The 21,408-nt window shown below is 50.7% G+C and carries 16 protein-coding genes; 1 reads left to right on the forward strand and 15 read right to left on the reverse strand.

Annotated features, from left to right (window positions below):
• Positions 1–228 precede the first annotated feature (228 nt).
• Complete coding sequence (locus ACLB09_RS22405) at positions 229–2,469, reverse strand: alpha-galactosidase (protein WP_410772066.1); 2,241 nt, start codon at positions 2,467–2,469, stop codon at positions 229–231.
• A gap of 201 nt (positions 2,470–2,670) precedes the next feature.
• Between ACLB09_RS22405 and ACLB09_RS22410 the strand changes: the two genes are divergently transcribed.
• Positions 2,671–3,501, forward strand: coding sequence for an AraC family ligand binding domain-containing protein (locus ACLB09_RS22410; RefSeq protein ID WP_410772067.1), 831 nt, complete (start codon positions 2,671–2,673; stop codon positions 3,499–3,501).
• Between the two features lie 20 nt (positions 3,502–3,521).
• Here ACLB09_RS22410 and nadE read toward each other — a convergent pair whose 3' ends face one another.
• The 14 genes from nadE to ACLB09_RS22480 form a co-directional block, all read right to left on the reverse strand.
• A complete protein-coding gene (gene nadE, locus ACLB09_RS22415; RefSeq protein ID WP_410772068.1) occupies positions 3,522–4,340 on the reverse strand; it encodes an ammonia-dependent NAD(+) synthetase in 819 nt (272 codons plus the stop codon).
• 16 nt (positions 4,341–4,356) lie between these two features.
• Positions 4,357–4,971, reverse strand: a complete 615-nt coding sequence (gene nadD, locus ACLB09_RS22420) for a nicotinate (nicotinamide) nucleotide adenylyltransferase (RefSeq protein ID WP_410772069.1) — start codon at positions 4,969–4,971, stop codon at positions 4,357–4,359.
• A gap of 15 nt (positions 4,972–4,986) precedes the next feature.
• Positions 4,987–6,447: a nicotinate phosphoribosyltransferase gene (locus tag ACLB09_RS22425; RefSeq protein ID WP_410772070.1), complete on the reverse strand. Its 1,461-nt coding sequence runs from the start codon at positions 6,445–6,447 to the stop codon at positions 4,987–4,989.
• A 35-nt stretch (positions 6,448–6,482) separates the two neighbouring features.
• Positions 6,483–7,049, reverse strand: a complete 567-nt coding sequence (locus ACLB09_RS22430; RefSeq protein WP_410772071.1) for a cysteine hydrolase family protein — start codon at positions 7,047–7,049, stop codon at positions 6,483–6,485.
• A gap of 30 nt (positions 7,050–7,079) precedes the next feature.
• Entirely contained in the window at positions 7,080–7,856 is a 777-nt protein-coding gene (locus ACLB09_RS22435; protein WP_410772072.1) for an NUDIX hydrolase, read from the reverse strand.
• A gap of 238 nt (positions 7,857–8,094) precedes the next feature.
• Positions 8,095–8,838 (reverse strand): SDR family NAD(P)-dependent oxidoreductase, encoded by a 744-nt coding sequence (locus ACLB09_RS22440; RefSeq protein ID WP_410772073.1) that lies wholly within the window; start codon positions 8,836–8,838, stop codon positions 8,095–8,097.
• An 84-nt stretch (positions 8,839–8,922) separates the two neighbouring features.
• Positions 8,923–10,551, reverse strand: coding sequence for a sensor domain-containing protein (locus tag ACLB09_RS22445; RefSeq protein ID WP_410772074.1), 1,629 nt, complete (start codon positions 10,549–10,551; stop codon positions 8,923–8,925).
• A 306-nt stretch (positions 10,552–10,857) separates the two neighbouring features.
• Positions 10,858–11,955 carry a GerAB/ArcD/ProY family transporter gene (locus tag ACLB09_RS22450; RefSeq protein ID WP_410772075.1) on the reverse strand — a complete coding sequence of 366 codons (1,098 nt, stop codon included), beginning with the start codon at positions 11,953–11,955 and terminating at the stop codon, positions 10,858–10,860.
• A complete protein-coding gene (locus tag ACLB09_RS22455; RefSeq protein ID WP_410772076.1) occupies positions 11,952–13,148 on the reverse strand; it encodes a Ger(x)C family spore germination protein in 1,197 nt (398 codons plus the stop codon). Before ACLB09_RS22455 ends, ACLB09_RS22450 begins: the two co-directional genes overlap by 4 nt.
• A 42-nt stretch (positions 13,149–13,190) precedes the next feature.
• Positions 13,191–14,729 (reverse strand): spore germination protein, encoded by a 1,539-nt coding sequence (locus ACLB09_RS22460; RefSeq protein ID WP_410772077.1) that lies wholly within the window; start codon positions 14,727–14,729, stop codon positions 13,191–13,193.
• Between the two features lie 121 nt (positions 14,730–14,850).
• On the reverse strand, positions 14,851–16,662 hold the full coding sequence (locus ACLB09_RS22465; RefSeq protein ID WP_410772078.1) for an FAD-dependent oxidoreductase: 1,812 nt from the start codon (positions 16,660–16,662) through the stop codon (positions 14,851–14,853).
• 144 nt (positions 16,663–16,806) lie between these two features.
• Positions 16,807–18,081: a MerR family transcriptional regulator gene (locus ACLB09_RS22470; protein WP_410772079.1), complete on the reverse strand. Its 1,275-nt coding sequence runs from the start codon at positions 18,079–18,081 to the stop codon at positions 16,807–16,809.
• A 678-nt stretch (positions 18,082–18,759) separates the two neighbouring features.
• Entirely contained in the window at positions 18,760–19,806 is a 1,047-nt protein-coding gene (locus ACLB09_RS22475; protein ID WP_410772080.1) for a glycoside hydrolase family 130 protein, read from the reverse strand.
• 36 nt (positions 19,807–19,842) lie between these two features.
• A complete protein-coding gene (locus ACLB09_RS22480) occupies positions 19,843–21,372 on the reverse strand; it encodes a DUF3502 domain-containing protein (RefSeq protein ID WP_410772081.1) in 1,530 nt (509 codons plus the stop codon).
• Positions 21,373–21,408 lie beyond the last annotated feature (36 nt).

Here is a 21,408-nt window from a genome sequence, read left to right on the forward strand (position 1 = left end):
CTATTCTTCCTCCAAGGACGATTACCGGAAAATTAACTGGAGGAAATACAGTTATTTTTCCGCACAGACTGCCGCAGTCCGCGATCAATCAACCTCTGAGCGGAATTTGCGAGGCAATAGCATGAGCGAGCTTTAAAGCTACACGTTACTGTTACATCTTTCTATAAGCGAGCTACAATCACACGTATATAGCAGTTGCTGTTTAGGCCGTTTAGCAATTTGCCGTTCTTATCGTTCGATCGCCTTCAGTCTGAACGACGTACTGGCATAGTCGCCTTTCAGCTCGGGGATCATCACGCCCAGATGCATCAAGCGGTCGCCCGGCAACACGTTCGCGACATTCGCGACGCTCCCGATTTCGGTGCCATTCGTTTCGTCGTCCGGCCCGGTCAAGCGGTCTTTCTTGTTAACTTCATCCAAGTTCTCCACAACATAATCAAAGTCCGGATTCAGTCCTTTAAACTTCAGCCGCTTCTCCGGCGGGTGCGGTTCGGCCAGCACTCTGAAGAAAAAGGCGAGCGCTTCCTTACGGTCCGGCGAGACAAACATCCAGGCCGATTCCGTGCCGTCAAACGGACTGAGCAGCCGATAAAGGTCGCCCTGCTGTACCAGCGAGCGGATCTCCTTGTACTGCTTCACCTGCTGCTTGACGATTTCCTTTTCCTCGTCAGTGAACTTGGTCAGGTCCAATTCGTAGCCGAAGTTCCCGGACATCGCCACATCGCCTCTCATTTTGAGCGGGGTCATCCGGCTCACCTGATGATTCGGGACCGCGGAAACGTGGGCGCCGATCGAGCTGACCGGATACACGAGGCTGGTGCCGTACTGGATCTTCAGCCGCTCCACCGCATCGGTGTCGTCGCTGGTCCAGGTTTGCGGCATGTAATACATCATACCGGGATCAAATCGGCCGCCGCCGCTGCAGCAATTCTCGAACAAGATGTTCGGGAACCGGGACGTCAGCCGTTCCAACAGCTCATACAGACCCAAAATCTGGCGGTGGGCGATCTCGGACTGATGCTCAGGCGCAGCAGCCGCCGAACCGATTTCCGTTAAATGGCGGTTCATATCCCATTTGATGTAAGAGATCGGTACCGTACTGAATATGTTGCTTAGCGTGTCATAAATATAATCGCGCACTTCGGCCCGCGAATAGTCGAGAACCATCTGCCATCTCGCTTCCGTCCTGCGCCGGCCTTCTACATGCAGGCACCAGTCCGGATGCTGGCGGTACAATTCGCTTTCCGGCGAGATCATCTCCGGTTCGAACCATAACCCGAACTTCATCCCGAGCGCATTGATCTGCTCGGCCAAATCCGTAAGCCCTCCGGGCAACTTTCTAAGATCCGGCGACCAATCTCCGAGAGAGGTTCGGTCGTTATCCCGTTTCCCGAACCACCCGTCATCCAGCACGAACAACTCGATTCCCATGTCCGCGCCCACTTTGGCGATGTCGAGCAGCTTTTCCGTGTTGAAATCGAAATAGGTGCCTTCCCAGTTGTTGATCAGAATCGGCCGCTCCCGGTCGCGGTGAACGCCGCGGCACAGCCGGGTGCGATACAACCGGTGATACGTTCTCGACATTTCCCCCAGCCCGCCGTCCGTATAGACCATGACGGCTTCCGGAGTCTGGAACGTATGCCCCGGCGACAGCACCCAGGTAAAGTCGAACGGATTGAGCCCGATCGAGAGCCGGGTCGAATTAAAGGAATCGACCTCGGCCACAGCGGCAAAATTTCCGCTGTAGACAAAGCTGAGGCTATAAACTTCCCCTTGGTCTTCGTCCGCTCCCGGCGCTGCCAGGGCTATAAACGGATTCAGTTGATGACCGCTCATGCCGCCTCTGCGCCCTTCGATGACGGTTCCGCCGGGACCCAGCGGACGACGCTGGATATGAGCTTCGCGGGACCAGGCGCCGGCCAGATAGATCATGTCCAAATCCGAACGAGGCAAATCCACGCTCGCGCTCAACGCCTTCAAAAGCTGAAGGGTGCCTGTGCCTTTATTCTCGAAACGAACGGATCTCGTCAGGGCGTCCGAATGCCCGAACACGCTGTAACTCAGCGTGACCGTAAGCCCGCTGTATTCATCCTTCAGTTCCAGTTCCAGCGTTTCGGCCTCGCCTTCGCTCTCGGCATAGACGGACGGCAACCCTTCAAGCCCCGGCTTTCCGGACAAAATGCGGTGCCCCTGGTAAACCAACTCCGTAATCCGGCTTCCGTCCTCAAGGCGGACTTGGTAAGCGGGATTGCGGAAATCCCCGGAACCATACTGCGGATATTCTTGCGGCAGCCGGTCCAGCATCAGATTTCCGTCCAGGTTAATGAGGCTTTGCGGATGCTCTTCCATGCGCAATTTTTTTCCCCAGTAGGCATGTACAGGATACCCGTTCACGATTTGCAAAATATAACTCATATGCTCAGTTTGAAGGTGAAACAGGCCTTCAGCTTCATAATAACGAATCGCCATAATAATCTCCTTTTGTTCAAATAGTGAGGAAACGCTTCCTTTATCTTAAAGTCGAGGCCTCGTCGCAGTAAATGGAACATAACTATGAAAACATGGCATAATCATTGATAATGTCACAAATTTATAGGAAACTGCGGGATTAATATGTTATTGTACTTGATAAGTAAACAGAACACGCAAGAAAGAGGTGACAAGTGCATCATGATTGAATACCTGGCGAGCAACCCTTCATTCCTGGATTTGCACATTACGCAATACGGCATGGAACGGTGTACGCCCCTTCACGATTACGGCCCCGCCATAAGGGACTATTATCTTATTCATTTCATTCTGGAGGGCCGGGGAATTTTCGATAGCGGCAAAGAGACTTACCGACTTGAAAAGGGACAAGCCTTTCTTATAGTCCCGGATGCGGTCACCTATTATCAGGCGGATGCTTCTGCCCCCTGGACTTACGTCTGGGTAGGCTTTCAAGGCACCCAAGCGGAAAACTATCTGCAGCAGTCGGGAATTTCGGTAGAGTTTCCCGTGCTGAACCGGTTCGATCTTAAGACGATAGAACAACATATCCAGCAGATGCATGAATCCAGGACGATGGCCAACGGTCGCGACTTGAAGCTGACCTCCCTGCTTTATTCCCTGTTCTCTCACATGGCCGAGGCAAATCCGGGCAAGTCGGCGGATACCGGAAAGAAGTCCAATAGGAATGATGTGTATGTGCAAAAAGTCGTCGATTTCATCGATACCAATTACGCGAACAAAATCAGCATCTCCCGAATCGCCGGCTTCGTAGGATTGGACCGAAGCTATTTATGTGCGGTGTTTAAAGCGCGGACAGGCTCCAGCATCCAGGATTACCTCATCTCTTACCGGATGAACAAGGCGTGCGGGCTGATGGGCAACAACCTGCTCTCCATCGGCGACATCGCCCGATCGGTGGGGTATGAGGATCCACTGCTCTTTTCCAAAATGTTCAAAAAAGAAAAGGGCCTTTCCCCCAGGCAGTATCGCACTGCAAACATCCCGGGGTAAGGTCCCTTCCATGCGGCAATTTATTTCCACCATTCGTCAAAAGGAGTAACCGGAAGTTCCCTTTTGTGCATGGTGACGGCGTAGCGTCTTTCGATATTGGCTTTCGCCTGCGGATCCACTTCGTTCCCCGTCAAATACTGGTCGAGAACGTCATAGGTCATGCCGAGCTCCGTTTCGTCGGCCTGCTGAGGCTTGTTGTCCAGCAGATCGGCTGTCGGAACCTTCAAATACAGGCGTTCCGAAGCGTTCAATTCCTGAAGAAGCTGACGTCCTTGGCTCTTCGAAAGTCCCGACAACGGCAAAATGTCGGCCCCACCGTCGCCGAATTTCGTAAAGAAGCCGGTAATGGCCTCTGCCGCATGATCCGTGCCGATGACCAGGCAGCCTTTCTCCCCGGCAATCGCATACTGCGCGATCATCCGCATCCGGGCTTTGACATTGCCTTTGTTGAAGTCGGACATCGGCTGACCTACCGATTCCTGAAATTGTTCCGCAACGGCGGTAACGGGATCCTGGATGTTAAACACATAGGATTCATCCGGCTTAATAAACGCCAGTGCCTCTTGGGCATCGGCCTCATCCTTTTGGGTTCCGTGAGGCAACCGTACCGCGTAAAACGTAGCTTCAACGCCCTCGGCGCGAAGTTCTTCAGCCGCCAACTGCGATAAACGTCCAGCAAGCGAAGAATCCTGCCCCCCGCTGATGCCGAGCACAAACCCTTTGGCTCCCGCCTTTTTGCAATAGGCTTTCAGAAAATCGATCCTGGAGCGAATCTCCTCTTTCGGATCTACGACCGGTTTTACTTTTAATGCTTCGATAATTTGATCTTGTGTACTCATTATGTTTCTCTCCTCTCTATTTGTATAATTGGTGGTTCTTAATATATGTGTAACAGCTGTCCGGAACCAGATACCGGGGCTCACCGCCCCGCTTGAATTCGTCCCGGATATAGCTGGAACTGATTTCCATAGCCAATCCTTTATCGATCAGATGGAAGGTGTGGCCGTCGTCGGCATTGCGGAGAATCGGAGATTTGCTGATGGCCGCCAGCATATTGATGCCGTCTCTGGCCATGACGATAAATTTATTTTCGGAGATCAGCTCCTGCGACTTCTTCCATTTGCCATCCCCGATATCCAGCAGCAAATCTGCTCCCATTATAAAATAGATTTCGTCATCGGGATATTTCGTTTTGAAATGATTCAGCGTCAAATAAGTGGCGATTTCCCAGCCCGGCTGGTTCATCTCATAGTCATCAGGGACAAACTTATCATTTCCGGCGATAGCCAGCAGGATCATATTCCAGCGATGCTCGTCGCTGATCTGCATCGTTTTGTCGGGACGCTTGCTGGAGCAGGGCAAGAAGATGACTTGATCCAATTTGCAGCGGTGAGCCACCGTACTTGCCGTCCAAAGATGAACATTGGTAATCGGATCAAAGGAAGATCCGTAGATGCCGATTTTCGCCATAACCTCGTTCCCTCCTTAGGCCCGCGCTCTTTCGCTTACTTTTTGCTGCACCTCTTCAATCAATCTCATTTTATTGTTCCAGCAGGCCTGGCTTAAGTCGACGGGATATTCGGCCGGGTTCAGCAGCCGCTTGTACTCATCCCATAGCACGTTCAGGCTCTCCGCGGCGAACTCTCTGATTTCTTGCAGCGTCGGGACAGGATAGACCAGGTTTCCGTCCTCGAAAATGATCCGGTGAAGCTCCTTTGCTTCGAAATTCGTGACGAATTTGGCGATGTGCGTATGCACGGGATGAAACATCTTAAGCCGTTCCTCGTGCTGCGGGTCCTCATTCTCCAAAGCGATATAATCGCCTTCCGACTTGCGATTGGCTTTATTGATGATGCGGAATACCCTTTTCCGTCCAGGGGTCGTGATCTTCTCCGGATTCGAGCTGATCTTGATCGTATCGATCATTTCACCGTGCTCGTCCTCGATCGAAATCAGTTTGTATACCGCCCCCAAAGCGGGTTGGTCATAGGCGGTAATCAGCTTGGTGCCGACGCCCCATACATCGATTTTTGCGCCTTGGGCTTTCAGGTTCATGATGGTCAATTCGTCCAGATCATTGGTCGCGTAGATTTTCGCGTTTTGGAAGCCCGCCTCATCGAGCATTTTCCGGGCTTCCTTGGAGAGGTACGCCAAATCGCCGCTATCCAGCCGGATGCCCATAAAGTTGATCTTATCGCCGAATTCCCGGGCTACCTGAATCGCCGTAGGGACGCCCGATTTGAGCGTATCGTACGTATCCACCAAAAAAACGCAATCCTTATGGCACTCGGCATATTTGCGGAATGCCGTATATTCATCCCGGTAAGCCTGAACCATCGCATGGGCGTGAGTCCCTACCGTAGGGATCCCGAACAGCTTGCCTGCCCTCACGTTCGATGTGGCCTCGAATCCCGCAAGATAAGCGGCTCTCGTTCCCCAGATGGCGGCATCCATCTCCTGGGCCCTGCGGGTACCGAATTCCATGCTGATCCCGTCGCCGATCACTTGCTTGATCCGCGAAGCTTTCGTTGCGATCAGGGTTTGAAAGTTGACGATATTCAGCAGGGCGGTTTCGATCAATTGAGCTTCCGCCAAAGGCGCTTCAATGCGCATGATCGGCTCGTTGGCAAACACGAGCTCTCCTTCCTGCATCGAGCGCACCGTGCCCGTGAATTTAAGCGAGGCAAGATAAGCGAGATAGTCCTCGGCATATCCCTCTTCTCTTAAATAAGCCAAATCGCTCTCGGTGAAGCGAAAATCACACAGGTAGCGGATCGCCCGCTCCAGTCCGGCAAAAACCGCATACCCGTTTTGAAACGGAATTTTACGGAAATAAATCTCAAATACCGCCTTGCGGCGATGAATGTTATCTTTCCAATACGCCTGAGCCATGTTGATCTGATACTTATCCGTATGCAAAGCGAGACTATCGTCAGCGTAGTTCATCTCTCTTTTCCCTCCTGTATTGGGTCTTAGAATAATTACACGATCGTCGCACCAAGCGAACCTTTGAAATGTCGTAATGCCCAGGCATGGCCGTCCTGATCGAAACTCGCCACCGCCTGTTCGTGAATCACCAGGCTGAAGCCTTTATTATAAGCATCCACCGCCGTATGCAGCACGCAGATATCGGTGCACACGCCAACCAGGTGCAGCTCCGTAATTCCTCTGGTTCTCAGCTGAAGTTCAAGATCCGTACCGGCAAAAGCGCTGTATCTCGTTTTATCCATCCAATAGACGTTTGCGGCATCTTTATTGGCATGGTACAAATCATTCAGCGCCCCGTAAAGCCCGCGCCCGGCCGTTCCTTCAATATTATGGGGCGGAAAGAGTTTCGTTTCGGGATGCAAGGTGTCCCCCTGCTTATGAAGATCGATGGCGAAAACCACATAATCCTTATTTTGTATAAACTCTCGGGTTATATCCGTAATCTTCCCCTCGATGGCTTGCCCGGGGAGTCCGCAAGTCAGGGCGCCATCCTCGGCGACAAAATCATTCGTATAATCGATGTTGATTAAAGCCCGCTTCGTTTCCGTTATCATCGTCATCCGGGTTTCCTCCTCAAATTTGAGAATCCATTACTTTCTGGTATGATACAGCGAAGTATTCGCCTCCACATCAATAAATCGATACAGCTGCGTCGGTTTCTTGGACGTGCGCGTCGTCTTTTTCCCCGTGATCTCCTGAATGAAGGGCAGGGTTTTGATTTTTCTGGCAAAGGCGGCATCCAGAGCAATCGCGGAATCCTTCGTCACCGTCAAAAGTACGGCCTGGAGCTCGGAGTAAGTAAACTCCGCCGGCAGAAACTCCTTGGCCACGGTACTTTGCAGCAGCTTATGCCGGATCACCGAAATCGCATCGGAGATGATCTCCGCGTGGTCAAAGGCCAAATCAAGGTTCAGCACCTCTTGTACGGAGAAAAGCTCCACCTCGCTTGCGTCATCATTAGCCTGACGTTTGGCAAGCTGATGTTCAGGGACGATAGCATAATGGGCATTGGAAATGATCCATCCTCTGGGATCGCGGCCCGGAGTATCGTATACGCCAAAGTGCTGAAGGTGAATATCGTCTACCCCGGTTTCCTCCCTGAGTTCCCTCAGGGCCGATTGGAATGCGGTTTCTGCCGGATCGACAAACCCGCCGGGCAAGGCCCACTTCCCTGCTTCGATATTCGGACGGCCCTCGCTGTCCGTCATACTCCGTTTGATCAGCATCAGCTTGAGATCCATCACGGGCGGTTTGAACATTTCGCTTTTCGCGGACAATATCGTGAACACCGCAATGTCCGAAGTATAACCGTCGGGGGTTCTGTACTTTTTCACATCGTATTGCTGCAAGGCCTGTTCATTCGACATTAGCTGAGGTTCCTTTCCTAATTTCAACTTTTAACATTTAACATATAACGTTTTGTTAATTGTATTATATGCAGGAATTGAATTATTGTCAACCATGTTTTCCCAAGTCGCCTTTAGTTCCGGAATGGCCGCGATCATTTAATATAAAAAAAGACTGAAGAGCCTAAGGCTCTTCAATCTTTTGTATTTCAAGCATTTCGAACCAACACACGTATTGCCGGGATTCGAGGCATAAAGCTTATTGAGCCGTATATCCCCCATCGACAAGCAGCGAAGTGCCGGTCACGAAATCATTTTCACATAAAAAGACAATCGCATGCGCGATCTCTTCAGGCCGGCCGAGCCTTCCGATAGGGTGTCTGGCAACAAGTCCGTCATAAAAATCGCCCAGCGCCGCTTTGTTCACCATGCCGGATTCGACATACCCCGGGCAAATCGCATTGACCCGGATATTTTTGCCGGCGTATTCAACAGCTAGCGACTTCGTCATCAAATTCACGGCCCCTTTGGAGGCATTATAGGCAAAAGCGCCGGCTTCCCCGACATGCCCCAGAATGGAAGCCGTGTTGACGATAGAACCGCCGCCTGTTTTGAGCATCTCGCGAATAGCGTATTTTGCGCCGTAAAATACCCCGTTTTGGTTAACGGAGATGACTTTATTGTAGTCTTCAAAAGAAAGCTCATGCGTAGCCGCCATCGTGCCGATTCCAGCGTTGTTAACAATGACATCGAGTTTGCCATACTTTTTGACCGTCTCGTCGACGAGGTTTTCTACGGATTTCTCATCCGCCACATTAACCTGTATAAAAGAAACGTCCCCGCCCTTGCCTTGCAATTCCTGTTCCTTGGCTTTTCCCGCTTGCTTATTGTAGTCGGCGATAACCACTTTCGCGCCCTTGGCGAGAAACGCTTCCGCCGTCGCCAAGCCGATGCCCGAGGCACCTCCGGTCACGATAGCCACCTTGCCGTTTAATTGGGTCACTAGATTGACTCCTCCTTCAGGTCTTGGATGACATTCCTTATTCAGAAATATACTCCCCAACCGGAGTCTAACCCATACCGCCGCTCAGGCATAAACCCGATACGTGTTCTTTCCTTGTGATTTAGCCAGATACAGCGCGGTATCCGCCTTATGTATCAGTTCTTTTTCCCGGTCGCCCGGCTCGTAAAAAGCAATGCCGATGCTGGACGTGGTAACGAATTCATGACCGAGAATGTTCCAGGGCTGGCGTAGAGCATGGAGGATTTCTTCGGCGCATGTTACGGCATGCTCCACGCTCTCCAATTCGGGTAAAACCACGACGAATTCATCCCCGCCGATCCGGGCCAGAATATCATTGTTTTTGATGCACTGTTTTATCCGAATCGCGAATTGCCTTAAGAGCTCATCCCCCGTATCATGGCCCCATGTATCATTAATCCGCTTAAATTTATCAAGGTCCAAGAACATAACGGCAAGGTTACCGGCAGGCGGCTCGCCTGACTTCAAAATCCGTTCGATCGCTGCGCTGAAATGTCTCCGGTTGGGAACGCCGGTCAACGTATCTTTGAAACTTAAATGCTCCAGCTGCCCCTGATATTTTTTGCGTTCCGTAATTTCGCGCCCGACCAGCATCATATTTTTGAAATGTCCCTCTTCATCGAACATTGGCGTTCCCTTTAGCTCTACCCACACTTGATGCCCTTCTTTATGCCGCCGGACGATTTCATATGTGAATGGTTTCTGGGAGACTACCATATCGAAAAAGATCAGTTGAAATTCAGGATCGTCGCCTTCATCGGGCCGGTAAAAAACCCACTTTCCGATGTATTCCTGCGGCTCATAGCCCAGCACCATCTTGTGGGACGGGGATGCAAAGGTCACGATCCCGTCAAGATTAACCAACTGTATAAGATCCAGGGAGTTTTCGGCCAAGAGGCGGTAGCGTTCCTCGCTCTCTTTCAAAGCATCTACCACCAGCTTCTGCGCCGTGATATCCCGGATCATCGCCAAAAGCACCGGAGTATCTCCCTGCGTAACGGAAACCGCACCCAGATCGACATATGTAGTGGTTCCGTCACACCGGTTCATTCTTAATTCCACATAAGAAGGACCATGCTCTTTTCCCGTATCGGCAGTAAGCTGCTGCAGCCTCTCCTGATCGTCCTGGTGAAAGAGGGAACCGATGGATTTTCCGATCAGATCATCATCCCCGGCATATGCGCTGGCGGACGAATTGGCATAAACGATCTCCCCTTCCTCACAGACCAGAATCCCTTCAGGCAGCACCTCCAGCAGCTTTCGATACTTTTCTTCGCTCTCCATCAGCGCTTTTTCCAGCCGAAGCTGCTCCGTAATATCAATGGCGACGCCAAAAATACCGACGACTTCCCCGCCCGTTAGCAAAGGTACGTTTTTGACATGCACATACACCAGTCTCCCGTGTTTATCTACGGCCTCGGTTTTAAATTCGCACGGAATTCCCTGCAACACTTTGGCATAATACAGATTTACTTCATCTATTTGAGCGGGAAGGATGAATTTTTCATACGACATTCCCAGAATTTCTTCTTTCAAGTATCCAAACGTTTTCGTGACCCCTAGATTGACATCCATAACTTTGCCTTCGGTGGAAAGAATAAAGATCGCGTCCGTATTGTAATCGATAATGGATTTATACACATCAATGGATTGCTCACTCCAAAATCCGCCCATCTGGTTCCTCCTTCGCATTCCTCACAACCAATTTATATATCGACAATCTATCATAGGTTTTATTAGGTTGAATTTCAAATATGAACCGATGGGCACAGAAAAGAACCGGAAGGGTTCGGGCTAATTATATCCCTTTCCGGTTCTTTGTACCTTCCCCGTTGATCGATCAGCGGGGTTTCTTGTTCTTCTTTGATCTTCTTATCCAAGTAATGAGCGAACCTAGCATCGCTCCTGCCAGCAGGGTAAGCTGAAACTTCCACGGCGCGACGAGAAGGTTATGGGATTCCCAGCTAAAATATTGCTGAATCATGACGATTTTACCCCCATAATCCATTTTTTGACCGGCAGGGCGAGCAGAACGATTCCCGGCAAAGCGAGAAACATAGGAACCCATACGTTGTAGGGAATGACTTTCTTGGCTACCTCCAGATGCTCCGTAAAGCTAATCACCATGGTCAAAGATATGAACAAGGCCATGGCCGAGGCTACCACAATCATCGGCTTCTCGCTCTTCCCCCCGGTAAGATCGCGCAAACAGACCGCAGCCGTAAAAAGATGCATCGACATTTTAATGAATGCGTTCACCACCAAATAAATGATGCCGATCGCATCCAGGTTATCCAGATAATTAATATTGGACAGCTTCAATAGGGCGAACGCCGGATACATCATTTGTTGAAACACCGCTTCTCCCATGCCGGAAACCACGAGCAGGTCCATTAATGCAATGCTGAATCCGGCCAAGAGCGTTCCTCCAGCGGCCCAGAGCGCCAATCCTTTTTTCTCGCGAACATAGCCCCATATCACCGCGAATTCGATGCTCTCCCCGTACGTCTGCATTAGGCCGAGCGGCCAGACGGTTTTCAAAATCCGCCCCCAACCCTCGCCGGCGACGGGAAGCAGATTGGCAAAGTGAAACGTGTTTGAGGCGGCCAGCAAAATGATTTCCAGCAAAAGAGAAATATAGACCAACGGAAGAAAAAAACCGGCCAGTCTTGCGACCACTTCCACTCCGCCCAGTAAAGCATAGACAACTACGCCTAAGAAAGTAATTCCGATAATCCAATCGGGGGTACGGTTAAGAATGGTTACCGGAAAAAGAAACCGTACATCGCTGATAATACGCGCAGCATTATAAATAAACAGCAGCGGAAAAAGCCAAGCGAGCGGCGTACCGAACCATTTCCCGAATACCCAAGGGAACCATTCCACCAGCGTCAACCCTCCGGTTGCCTTAAAAATGAACAGATAAACCAGCACAAGGCAAGCACCGAGCACCGCGGATAGCCCCGAAGCCAACCATGCATCCCGGCCCGATTCCGAAGCAAAGCCGAAGATGACCGTCGTTCCCAGTTGATATAACGCCAACAGCGCAAACATCTCATATTTCGAAATCTGCGTCATTCCCGACCCACCTCGCTGGTTTTTATCGTTTTATTGGTAAGGCCGGTGCGCAGCACCCTCACATCCACGTCAACTTCGGTTGCCATTTCCGAAAACAAGCTATCCCATTGATCCCGGTAAGTCTTCTTCCAATCCTGCGGATGTCTACGATAGACGGATTGCCCGTATCCGAAAATATCGCTGCGCAATTCCTTCTGCACCTTGCGGCTGGAGTTTCCGATTCTTTCTTCGATATCTTTTTTAAGGGCGTTAATCACAAAGTTTGTGTTCTCGGAAGTTTCAAGATCCATGTTCGACGTGTTTTCGTAAATATTGGCGCTAACCTTGGCATGAAGGGAAGCCTCCAGCTTCCCCTCCTCTCCCTTTCGGATTGTCCGGGATACATGCACTTTCTCCAGTTCGGCGCTGATTCGCCCTTTACGCTCGGCCTCCTCAAGTTCTATCGTCATTATGCCTTCTTTGACCGAATCGGTGACCCAGAGCAATCCCCGCGACTCATCATCATTGAGCCGGCCGGCCATCCTGTCGTTTTTGAATACGGCGGTTCCGGATAGGACCAAATTTTTGTATTTGCCGTCTCCCCGTTCCGACGCAATGATTTCCATGACAGGGGCATACGGCTCCACCCCCTCGGATTGCAAGGCATTCAAGAAATCAACCAATCGGGTCGTAGGAAGCACGTGCCGCTTAAGCTCCTCAAAAATCGCCTCCGATGGCAACCGTTCGAATTTCGGCAAGTAGTTTAATATATCGGAGGCTGTTGTAGCAGAAACGACAAGATAGCTCTTCATCTGCGACTCCCGGTAACGCTCGAAGAAATCCAGTACCCGGACTACTCCGCTCTTGGCCATGCTATTGCCGATGACGATGACTCTCGAGTGGGAAAAAAAGATTTTCCGGGGAAGTTTTTGCTGGATGTTCCGGAAGGTTTCCATGACCGTCGCTCCATCTTCGGAGACGACCCAACCGGCGGTATCGGCCAGCTTGCTGGTCCCCGCTCCTCCTTGCGAGGAGCCGGACCCCATCAACAGAGGAATCGCAAATTGCAATGAGAGTCTTATTTTCCCGTTTTCCGCCATGTCCAGCCCGATTGCCGAAACGATAGCGATATCGTTGACTTCCCGGTTGCTCCAGCACGCTGTCAAGTTCCCAGACATGAATATGATTAATAGCAGAATAGCTACTTTACGCATAATCCATTCCTTTCGGGTTAAGTCTCGGATAGTCTAGGATCCTTACGGCTTGGGTGGGCGCGGCCTCAAATTCCCGCTCATCCGCCGAAAATTCCTTTTACCGGTTTGGATGGGACGTTCTTTCATACTCCACCAGGGAAAACGTACGAAGACATCCTTTAAAGAATCGACTTGCAAAGGAATGACAGGAGCCAAATAGGGCACCCCGAAGGAGCGGAGCTTAACCAGGTGTATCAAAAGAATGAGCAATCCCAAGAAAATGCCGTACAAGCCCAACGAACCCGCCATGATCATCATGGGAAAACGCATGACGCGAAAAGCCAATCCCTGGCTATAGATGGGGAATATAAACGAGGCGATTCCCGTAAATGAAACAACGATGACAAGCGTTGCCGAAACGATGCCGGCTTGAACGGCGGCCTGACCGATCACCAGAGCGCCTACGATGCTGACCGCTTGACCTACCGGCCGGGGCAGCCGGATTCCCGCCTCCCGCAAGCCCTCAAACGCGGCCTCCATTAATATCGCCTCAATGAGGGCCGGAAAAGGCACCGCCTCCCGGGAAGAAGCGATACTAAGCAGCAGGCTCGCCGGAATCATCTCCTGGTGAAAGGTCGTCAAGGCGATATAGATGGAGGGAAACACCAGAGCGCCGATCGCGAGAACCAATCTCAAAAAGCGGGTCAGCGTCGAAAAAATATAATTTTGATAATAATCTTCGCTGGCCTGAAGCATTTCGACGAATAAACCGGGCGCCATCAACGCAAAGGGCGTATTATCGATAATAATTACCGCTTTGCCTTCCAAAATGCCGCTGACGGCACGATCCGGCCTTTCCGTGTTAATGACTTGCGGAAAAACGCTGAACGGGTTGTCGCAAATCAGTTCCTCGATATACCCGCTCTCCAAGACGGCATCTATTTCAATTCTTTGTATACGTTGCTTGACTTCATCGACTAAACCAGGCATGACGACGGAGTCCAGATAAACCAGCACGATATCCGTTTTGGAGAGGATCCCGGCTTGCAGAGACTCCACCTTTAAGTCGGGGGTTGCCAACCGCCTGCGAATCAGGGTCATATTGGTGCGCAGGCTTTCCGTAAACCCGTCCCTGGCCCCGCGAATGACCGGTTCGGAGGCGGGTTCCTCAACGGATCGCTGCTCCCATTTGCTTAAGCTGACTATCAGTACCAGACGGCATTTATCCAGTAGCGCGATTGTCTCACCTTTACATAAAGCGATAATTCCTTGTTCCAATTTTGTTTCTTTTCTCAGCTGTCCGGAATGTGCCGAGCCTCCGGTCAAATCCTTGGGATTCCCTCCATTCCCGGCCGCCTCCAGAGCCCCGGATAAATCCTGCTCCGATTCCATCCGGCTTAACGGATCGATCACTTCGGTTTGCAGCCTGGTATCGTCCGTCATGCCTTCAATATAAATGAGGCAGCCCTGCTTGCCGGACTGCAACGTAAATTTGTGGTATTCCACATCCGAGCATCGCTCCATCTTTCCCCGGAACAAAGCCAGATCCTTCTCCAGTTCTCCGGTAAGCCCGGTACCTGCCTCGCGAGCCTTGCTATCCAATCCTCAGGAACTCCTTTCCAGCCAACTCTGATTATGAGAAGTATGATTATTTTTCCAACAAACTATTCGCGAAAAAAAGCATGGAGCGTTTGCTCCATGCTTGAGATCATCCCGGAAATATCTATTTGCCTTCTTTAACTGCTTTAGCGGCATGCTCTCCGCTCAGACGGCCACTGGTTAAAGCATACTGAACTGCGCTGCCCGTCATATAAACCTGGTTATACAGATAGCGGTTCGCTGCTTCTCCGCCCGCGTAAAGATTGTTGATCACGGATCCGTCTTCTTTAAGAACGCGGTAATTCTCGTCCACTTTCACGCCTCCGAAAGTACCCATAGTCCGCGGATAGAACTTGAAAGCGTAAAACGGCCCTTTATCTACGGAAACCAGCATTTTTGCGTCTTTCTTAAAGCTGTCTTTACCGGAAGCTACGCCGGCGTTGAACGTATCCATCGTTTTTGTCAAAGTTGCTTCTGGAACTTGCATCGCGGCAGCCAATTCTTCGATGGTCTTTCCAACCGCGATTTCATCATTCGGAAGCTGTCCTTCAATTGATTTGATCAGTTCGGCATTGGCTTCGTTCGAATCGACGATCACCCAAACTTGCTCGTTATCCGCAGCTTTGTTCGTTACGATGGCGTAATGGCTATTCTCGTTCATATAACGTTCGCCTTTTTCGTTTACGTACACTTTCGTCGGATCCCATTCCAATGCCTTCAGTTCGGGAAGATGACCCGCGATCCCCAAGCCGATGATCCACGGATCTTCATAAAGGGCGGCGCCTAGCTTCTCCGCCATGATGATTCCGTCCCCCGTGCTGCCTGCGGCGGATGCGCTGATATCCATATCTTCCACAAATTCAGGGAGGAACCGTTTCATGAGCTCTTCGCTTCTGGCAAAACCGCCGGTGGCGATAATGACCTTTTTCGCATGCACAGTCAGAATTCCTTCGGCGTTCTCCGCTTTGACGCCGATCACATTGCCTTGGTCATCGGTCAACAATTCCGTCGCCTTGGTTTCCGTCAAAATATCGATCCCTTTATCATTCAGCGTTTTCTCCATATTCGCGATGATGGTCGCGCCGCTCTTCTCAGGGAAGTGTAGGCGAGCCACGGGGTCGACGCCGAACCCGGCTACGTTTACGTACTTATGATTCATGTAATCGACCAGCCAATGGGTCGTGTCCACAGCATCGTCCATAAATTTCTCTACCCGGTCATAGTCCGGATATTGGCTGTCCGGGTTGCTTGTACTTTGACGTTCTTTCCATAGCTTCAACCATGATTCCGGGGCATCCTCGATGCCTTGCTCCTTTTGGAATCGGGTGCCCGTAGCCCCGATCGCACCGCCGGACAACGCCGTGGAGCCGCCCAAGGTTCCCATTTTTTCGAGCACGATGACTTTCGCTCCGTTCTCAAAAGCCGACCCTGCGGCTGCCAAGCCTGTCCCGCCGCCGCCGATGACGACAACATCCGTGGTCAACTCGGCTTCCTGCTGCTGTTTATCCTCGGTTACCGCAGCAACCTTAAGAGCCTCGACATCTCCGCCGGCCTGTTTGACGCAGTCTTCAACGGCTGCAATGATCGCTTTCGATGAATTCGATGCGCCGGAAACCACATCCACGGCCAAGGTTTGCCCCTCCACGATCTGTTGAGGGATACGTTCGATAGCTTTATCGCTAATGCCTTCGGTTTCGCTATTATCTTTCACGGTCACGGAAACAATGGAGTTCTCGTCAAAAACGACCTCCACCGTGACATCCCCGTTGTTTCCTGCGGCCTTTGCCGTGTATGTGCCCGGTTTATACTTGCCCGAAGCCGCTACCGCATCGCTTTCCGATTCCTTGGCCGGTTCGGATTTGGAGCAGCCGAATACGCTCAGTACCATTAGAAGCCCCAACAGTACTAAACCTACCTTTTTCGCATGCGTTTTCATGTCATGTTCCCCCTCGATTTATAAAACTCATGAATATAGTCATGATTCTAAATGCTGGGGTTATGACCACGTCAATACGACTTTGTGAAAATATGCACGTAAATTAACGCGAAAAACTTGAAAAGGTGGGGTTAACCCGAGATTTCAGGATATCCGATTTTGTTTCAGTTTCATCTCCTGCTGGGCACCAGCACAAATCACATCGAAACTGCGCTTTTTCTTGCCTACGTACAGAGTCAGATATTGTTCTTTGCCTTGAATATCGATATACGGGTTGTTTTCGGTAATCGGACCCAGCTCTGAAACATCCAATTCCGCAAAATTCAAATGATGCAATTTCTCCAGCATTTTGTCCCGATTGAAAAGATCCCTGAGCTCCAATGGAACATGGAGATAGTCCTTACACTGCTTCCCCAAATGAGGATAGGCTCCAATAAGCAGCCCCTCTTGTTTCAGGAACGGGGATACGATATCCAGCAGATCCTTGTCTGCCGTTTTGGCATAGGTTTTACTCATCCAATGGTCTACGATAATATCGATCGACGCAGGAGCCACCGGCAATCGGTCCAACTCGCAGCAGAAGAAGATAAAGTTGCCGTGTTCCTGCTGCAGCTCAATATTTCTTTTCATATGCGTGATGCGTTGTTTGTCATGACAAATAAGAATGTAAGTGCAGCCTTTCGGTAAAAAATCGATGTATTGCATTAGAAATCTGCCGACGCAATTGTCCAGCTCCATAATATATCCGGGTTGGCTTCCGTGATTTTGAATATAGTCGATTAAGGTAGAAGTCCCGTTATACAAAAAGTTAATATACTTAGGCGAAGCAGCCTCCAGAAAATCTTTTTTCGGAGGGATTTGCTTCTTTTTGCCGACCGCTGCTTTATCTATATAAATTCCATCCTCAACGTATGAAACATAACCGCATTCACACTGAAAATCGGCTTCCATCAGCATGTTTTTTTCAATCGTGCCTCCGCTAATGTCCAAAGCTGATTTGCATTCGGGGCATTGCAAAAGCGGCATAGAGGTTATGGGAAATCCTATTCTTCTCTTCAAGCCCAATTCATCCATCTTCAGCTCAGTGATCTCTTTTCTGATATGCCCATCGATCTCCTGGAATTTCAATTGCTCGATCCGAACTTGTTCCTTTTTTCGTTCCAGCAAGGATAAATAAAAACTTCGAAAGTCATCCGACTTCTCTCCCTCAAGCCTATAAAAGCACAGAATTTCCTGAATTTCGGTCAGCGAAAAATCCAATTGCTTCAACATCACGATACGTTCAAGATCTCCGCTATCTTCTTCCGTAAACCTGTACTGGGAACCTTGCTTTTCCGCAACAAGCAGCCCAAGATCAATATAATGGCGAATCGTATCTTGCGTAATGTTGTTCTTTTTGGCAAATTCACCGATTTTCATGTTTGCTGCTCCTTTAGGGCCATTGTTGTTGGTTTATTTGTGAATAAAATCACATATTATAGGAAAGAAAAATGTCTGGTTGTACCAGAGGATCAAAGTAGAGATTTGTATATAGGTTATATTCTCCCTATTCCCCATCAATCCTTCTGAAATCCTGAAAGACAATTGAAAATTAGATAGAGAGGAGTCTATCTCTTACTCCGATAAAACTTTAACGGACACAGGAGCCCTTATCTGCTCAGAATCGGTGATCCCGCCAGGCTAACGGACACAGGGGCCGCTAATCTCCGGAATTACGCTCTCTTTGGGGCTTTTCAAGCAGATTAACGGCCTTGGTGTCCGTTAGATTTTTAATCGGGTCATTTTCGCCTCATTAAGGTCTCTGGTGTCCGTTAGAGTTGGTTTTCCGTGTGTTCTGGATCAACTGGCTTTCCTGCGTTTAGTCATTCAGTCCGTCTAGTTCGTCTAGTTCGTCTAGTTCGTCTAGTTCGTCTAGCACGTTTAGCACGTTTAGCACGTTTAGCCCGTTTAGCCCGACCAGCCCGATCGGCCCCATCAGCCCCAATAGCCCATGAGGACCTGTCCCATTAGCGCCCACCAAGATACGGAAGAGAACGGCTTAAGCCTATCGTAAACAGCAAGCCCCAGGTCCTTATGAACCGGGGGCTTGCAATGAACTTATGATAGCGTGCTAAAAATGTCATCCAGCGGAATATCCGCCACCGCCATCACCTCGTCAGCGGCTCCGTAATACATCCGGACGGTGTCCCCGATCAGGAGCGCGCCGCAAGAGAATACGACGCCCCCGAAAAATCCGTTCACCTCATAATCAGCTTCCGGTTCCATGAACGGGCGTTTCGATCGCGCGATGACTTTTCCGGGATCTTCAAGATCGAGCAGCGCCGCCCCCATGCAATAGCGGTGTTTGGTATCCGCCCCGTGATACAGTACCAGCCAGCCTCGCTCCGTTCGGATCGGAACTGCGCCTCCGCCCATTCTCCCCGAATCCCAGCCTTGCTGACTGAGGCCCATCAGAAAACGATGGTTTCCCCAATGCAAGAGATCCGGCGATTCCGCAATCCACATCTCGGGAGCACCGAACGATTTTGGAACCGGACGGTGCAGGGTATAATATTTCCCGCCTATTTTCTCCGGGAACAGCATGACGTCTTTATTCTCGGGAGCCAGCATGAGGCCGTGCCGTTTGAACGTGCGGAAATCCTTCGTCTCCGCCAGTCCCGCACCGACGCCGCGAATCGAGGCGGAGCTGTAAGTAATGTAATAAGTATCCCCGATTTGCGTGATGCGCGGATCCTCCATCCCCCATGCTTCCAGGGCATTCTCAGGGAACAGGGCAGGCTGCGGATCAATGTCGAAATGCACGCCGTCCTTGCTCCGCGCTACGCGAAGATGGGAGAGGGACGTAAGCATAACCACACTTCCGTCTACCGCCACAAAGCGTGAATCGGTGAAATCGTAACGCGGGTCGGTATTCTCGTACCGTTCCACGATCACCTCGGTACCGTCTTCGTTTAACCGGGGAACAAGCACCTCGCCCGTCCGGTCCGAAACCGGCGCTTCCGCGACGCGAAGAAGCAGGATCGTTTCGTCTTTATATTTCGCGACACCGGCATTAAACGCTCCCAGCACTTTGAAATCGGGACGCGACGGTTTCACGTCCTCTGTCCGGATCACCGGATTTTGCGCGCAGCGCATAACATTCATAGATAAAATACCTCTTTCCATTCTGAATATAGAGTGTTATTTACCGGATGCCACGGCATCGATCTGTGCCTGAATTTCATCGATGACCTTTTGACCGCCCACGCCCATGATTTTGTCTTCCAGCATCTCCTTGCCTTTGTCAGCCGACAGCACGCCCTGGCAAAGCGGCAGGAACACGGAGTCGTGGAACGGCGTGATTTTGGCGTATTCGGTTTTAACTTTCTCTGCATCAAAAGTAAACCCTGCAGTCGGACTAAGCTCAAAGTTGGCCGGGTCGGCGGAGAAATCAAACCACTTCTTGTCGTCCGCCGTCATCGTATCCGGCGTGCGGTTGAGCGTCGGACGCCAAGTCAGTGTATACCCCGGGAAAGAGTACCCCGAAAGCGACTTATAACTCGTATCGCCCACAGGCTCCCAGTCCTTCCCTTGGATCCCGTATTCCATCAAATCGTGATTTTCTTTGATCGATAACCAGTTCATGACATCCATAGCCAGGTCGGCGTGCTTTGAGGAAGCGGGAATACAAAAGAAATTCCATTGTTGGAAGGCGGTATACGGCTTCGCCTGATCACCGTTCGGCACGAAGACCTCCAGCTTGTCGCTGCCATCCTTCAACATCTCCGCATATTTCAGCCCTTCCACGCCGTCGGCCGCATAATAGGTAGCGGCGTATTTGCCCTGTTTGAACAACGTTTCGGCATTTTGTTCCTGGGCGATGTTTTTGGACAAGATGCCGTCTTTATAGTACTTGGTAACGCGTTCAAAAGCGTCCGCGATCATCGGGCTTTCCCATTGTCCTACGACTTTCTTGTCTTTGGTGGAATAGGCGAACATGTTGACGCCGATTTCGAGCACTTCATCCTGCGCCATATTGGCGGAAGCGCTTAGGATAAACGGCAATTTGTCCGCTTTGATCCCGTTGATGACAAACGGTTTGATGTCCTGTTCGTTTTCCTTGACCGCATAGAAAAATTTCTCCAGATCGTCTAGCGTCTTCAGCTCGGGCAATCCGTATTTCTCGCGTAAATCCTTGCGGATCAGCAGGCCGTATACCGGTCCTTGCGTCGTTCCGAGCGGAATGCCCATAATTTTCCCGCCGAATTTGTTGTATTCCCACATTTCAGCCGGAATGGATGCCTTCAACTCCGGCCGCTCCTCTACCATAGCGTCCAACGCTTGGAGCGAATTACTGGCGATCATCTGGTTCATGGACAACCATGGCGCATCCAGGTACATGTCGAAATCCTCGCCGGCGGACATTTTAACCGCTACCGTGTTGCCGTAATCCGTCCACGGGAGAAAGTTGATATTCAGCGAGGCGCCGACGTTGTCCGTTTTTAGTTTCTCATTGACGGCCTTCAGGACCTCATCGAATCCCACCGGTTTATCCCCCGGAAGATAGGCCTTCAACTCCACGATTTCTTTTTCCGCGTTGGAAGCGGAGCCGGCACCCGAATTCGCGCTGCCTGGCTCCGCGTTCCCGCCGTTGCCTCCACAACCGGCCAGCAGCAGTGCCGAGGCCAATACCGTAACCATGGCCGTGCCAAGTATTTTTTTGATTTTCATTTTGTTAACCTCCCTTTAAATATGAATCATTCATCT

Source organism: Fontibacillus forbon (genome assembly GCF_046559655.1).
GTDB lineage: Bacteria > Bacillota > Bacilli > Paenibacillales > Paenibacillaceae > Fontibacillus.

What these genes read in the sequence shown, in the direction of transcription:
- ACLB09_RS22405 (WP_410772066.1), bottom strand. Translation starts at nt 2,469, where the DNA reads ATGGCGATTCGTTATTATGAAGCTGAAGGCCTGTTTCACCTTCAAACT.
- ACLB09_RS22410 (WP_410772067.1), top strand. Translation starts at nt 2,671, where the DNA reads ATGATTGAATACCTGGCGAGCAACCCTTCATTCCTGGATTTGCACATT.
- nadE (WP_410772068.1), bottom strand. Translation starts at nt 4,340, where the DNA reads ATGAGTACACAAGATCAAATTATCGAAGCATTAAAAGTAAAACCGGTC.
- nadD (WP_410772069.1), bottom strand. Translation starts at nt 4,971, where the DNA reads ATGGCGAAAATCGGCATCTACGGATCTTCCTTTGATCCGATTACCAAT.
- ACLB09_RS22425 (WP_410772070.1), bottom strand. Translation starts at nt 6,447, where the DNA reads ATGAACTACGCTGACGATAGTCTCGCTTTGCATACGGATAAGTATCAG.
- ACLB09_RS22430 (WP_410772071.1), bottom strand. Translation starts at nt 7,049, where the DNA reads ATGACGATGATAACGGAAACGAAGCGGGCTTTAATCAACATCGATTAT.
- ACLB09_RS22435 (WP_410772072.1), bottom strand. Translation starts at nt 7,856, where the DNA reads ATGTCGAATGAACAGGCCTTGCAGCAATACGATGTGAAAAAGTACAGA.
- ACLB09_RS22445 (WP_410772074.1), bottom strand. Translation starts at nt 10,551, where the DNA reads ATGGGCGGATTTTGGAGTGAGCAATCCATTGATGTGTATAAATCCATT.
- ACLB09_RS22450 (WP_410772075.1), bottom strand. Translation starts at nt 11,955, where the DNA reads ATGACGCAGATTTCGAAATATGAGATGTTTGCGCTGTTGGCGTTATAT.
- ACLB09_RS22455 (WP_410772076.1), bottom strand. Translation starts at nt 13,148, where the DNA reads ATGCGTAAAGTAGCTATTCTGCTATTAATCATATTCATGTCTGGGAAC.
- ACLB09_RS22465 (WP_410772078.1), bottom strand. Translation starts at nt 16,662, where the DNA reads ATGAAAACGCATGCGAAAAAGGTAGGTTTAGTACTGTTGGGGCTTCTA.
- ACLB09_RS22470 (WP_410772079.1), bottom strand. Translation starts at nt 18,081, where the DNA reads ATGAAAATCGGTGAATTTGCCAAAAAGAACAACATTACGCAAGATACG.
- ACLB09_RS22475 (WP_410772080.1), bottom strand. Translation starts at nt 19,806, where the DNA reads ATGAATGTTATGCGCTGCGCGCAAAATCCGGTGATCCGGACAGAGGAC.
- ACLB09_RS22480 (WP_410772081.1), bottom strand. Translation starts at nt 21,372, where the DNA reads ATGAAAATCAAAAAAATACTTGGCACGGCCATGGTTACGGTATTGGCC.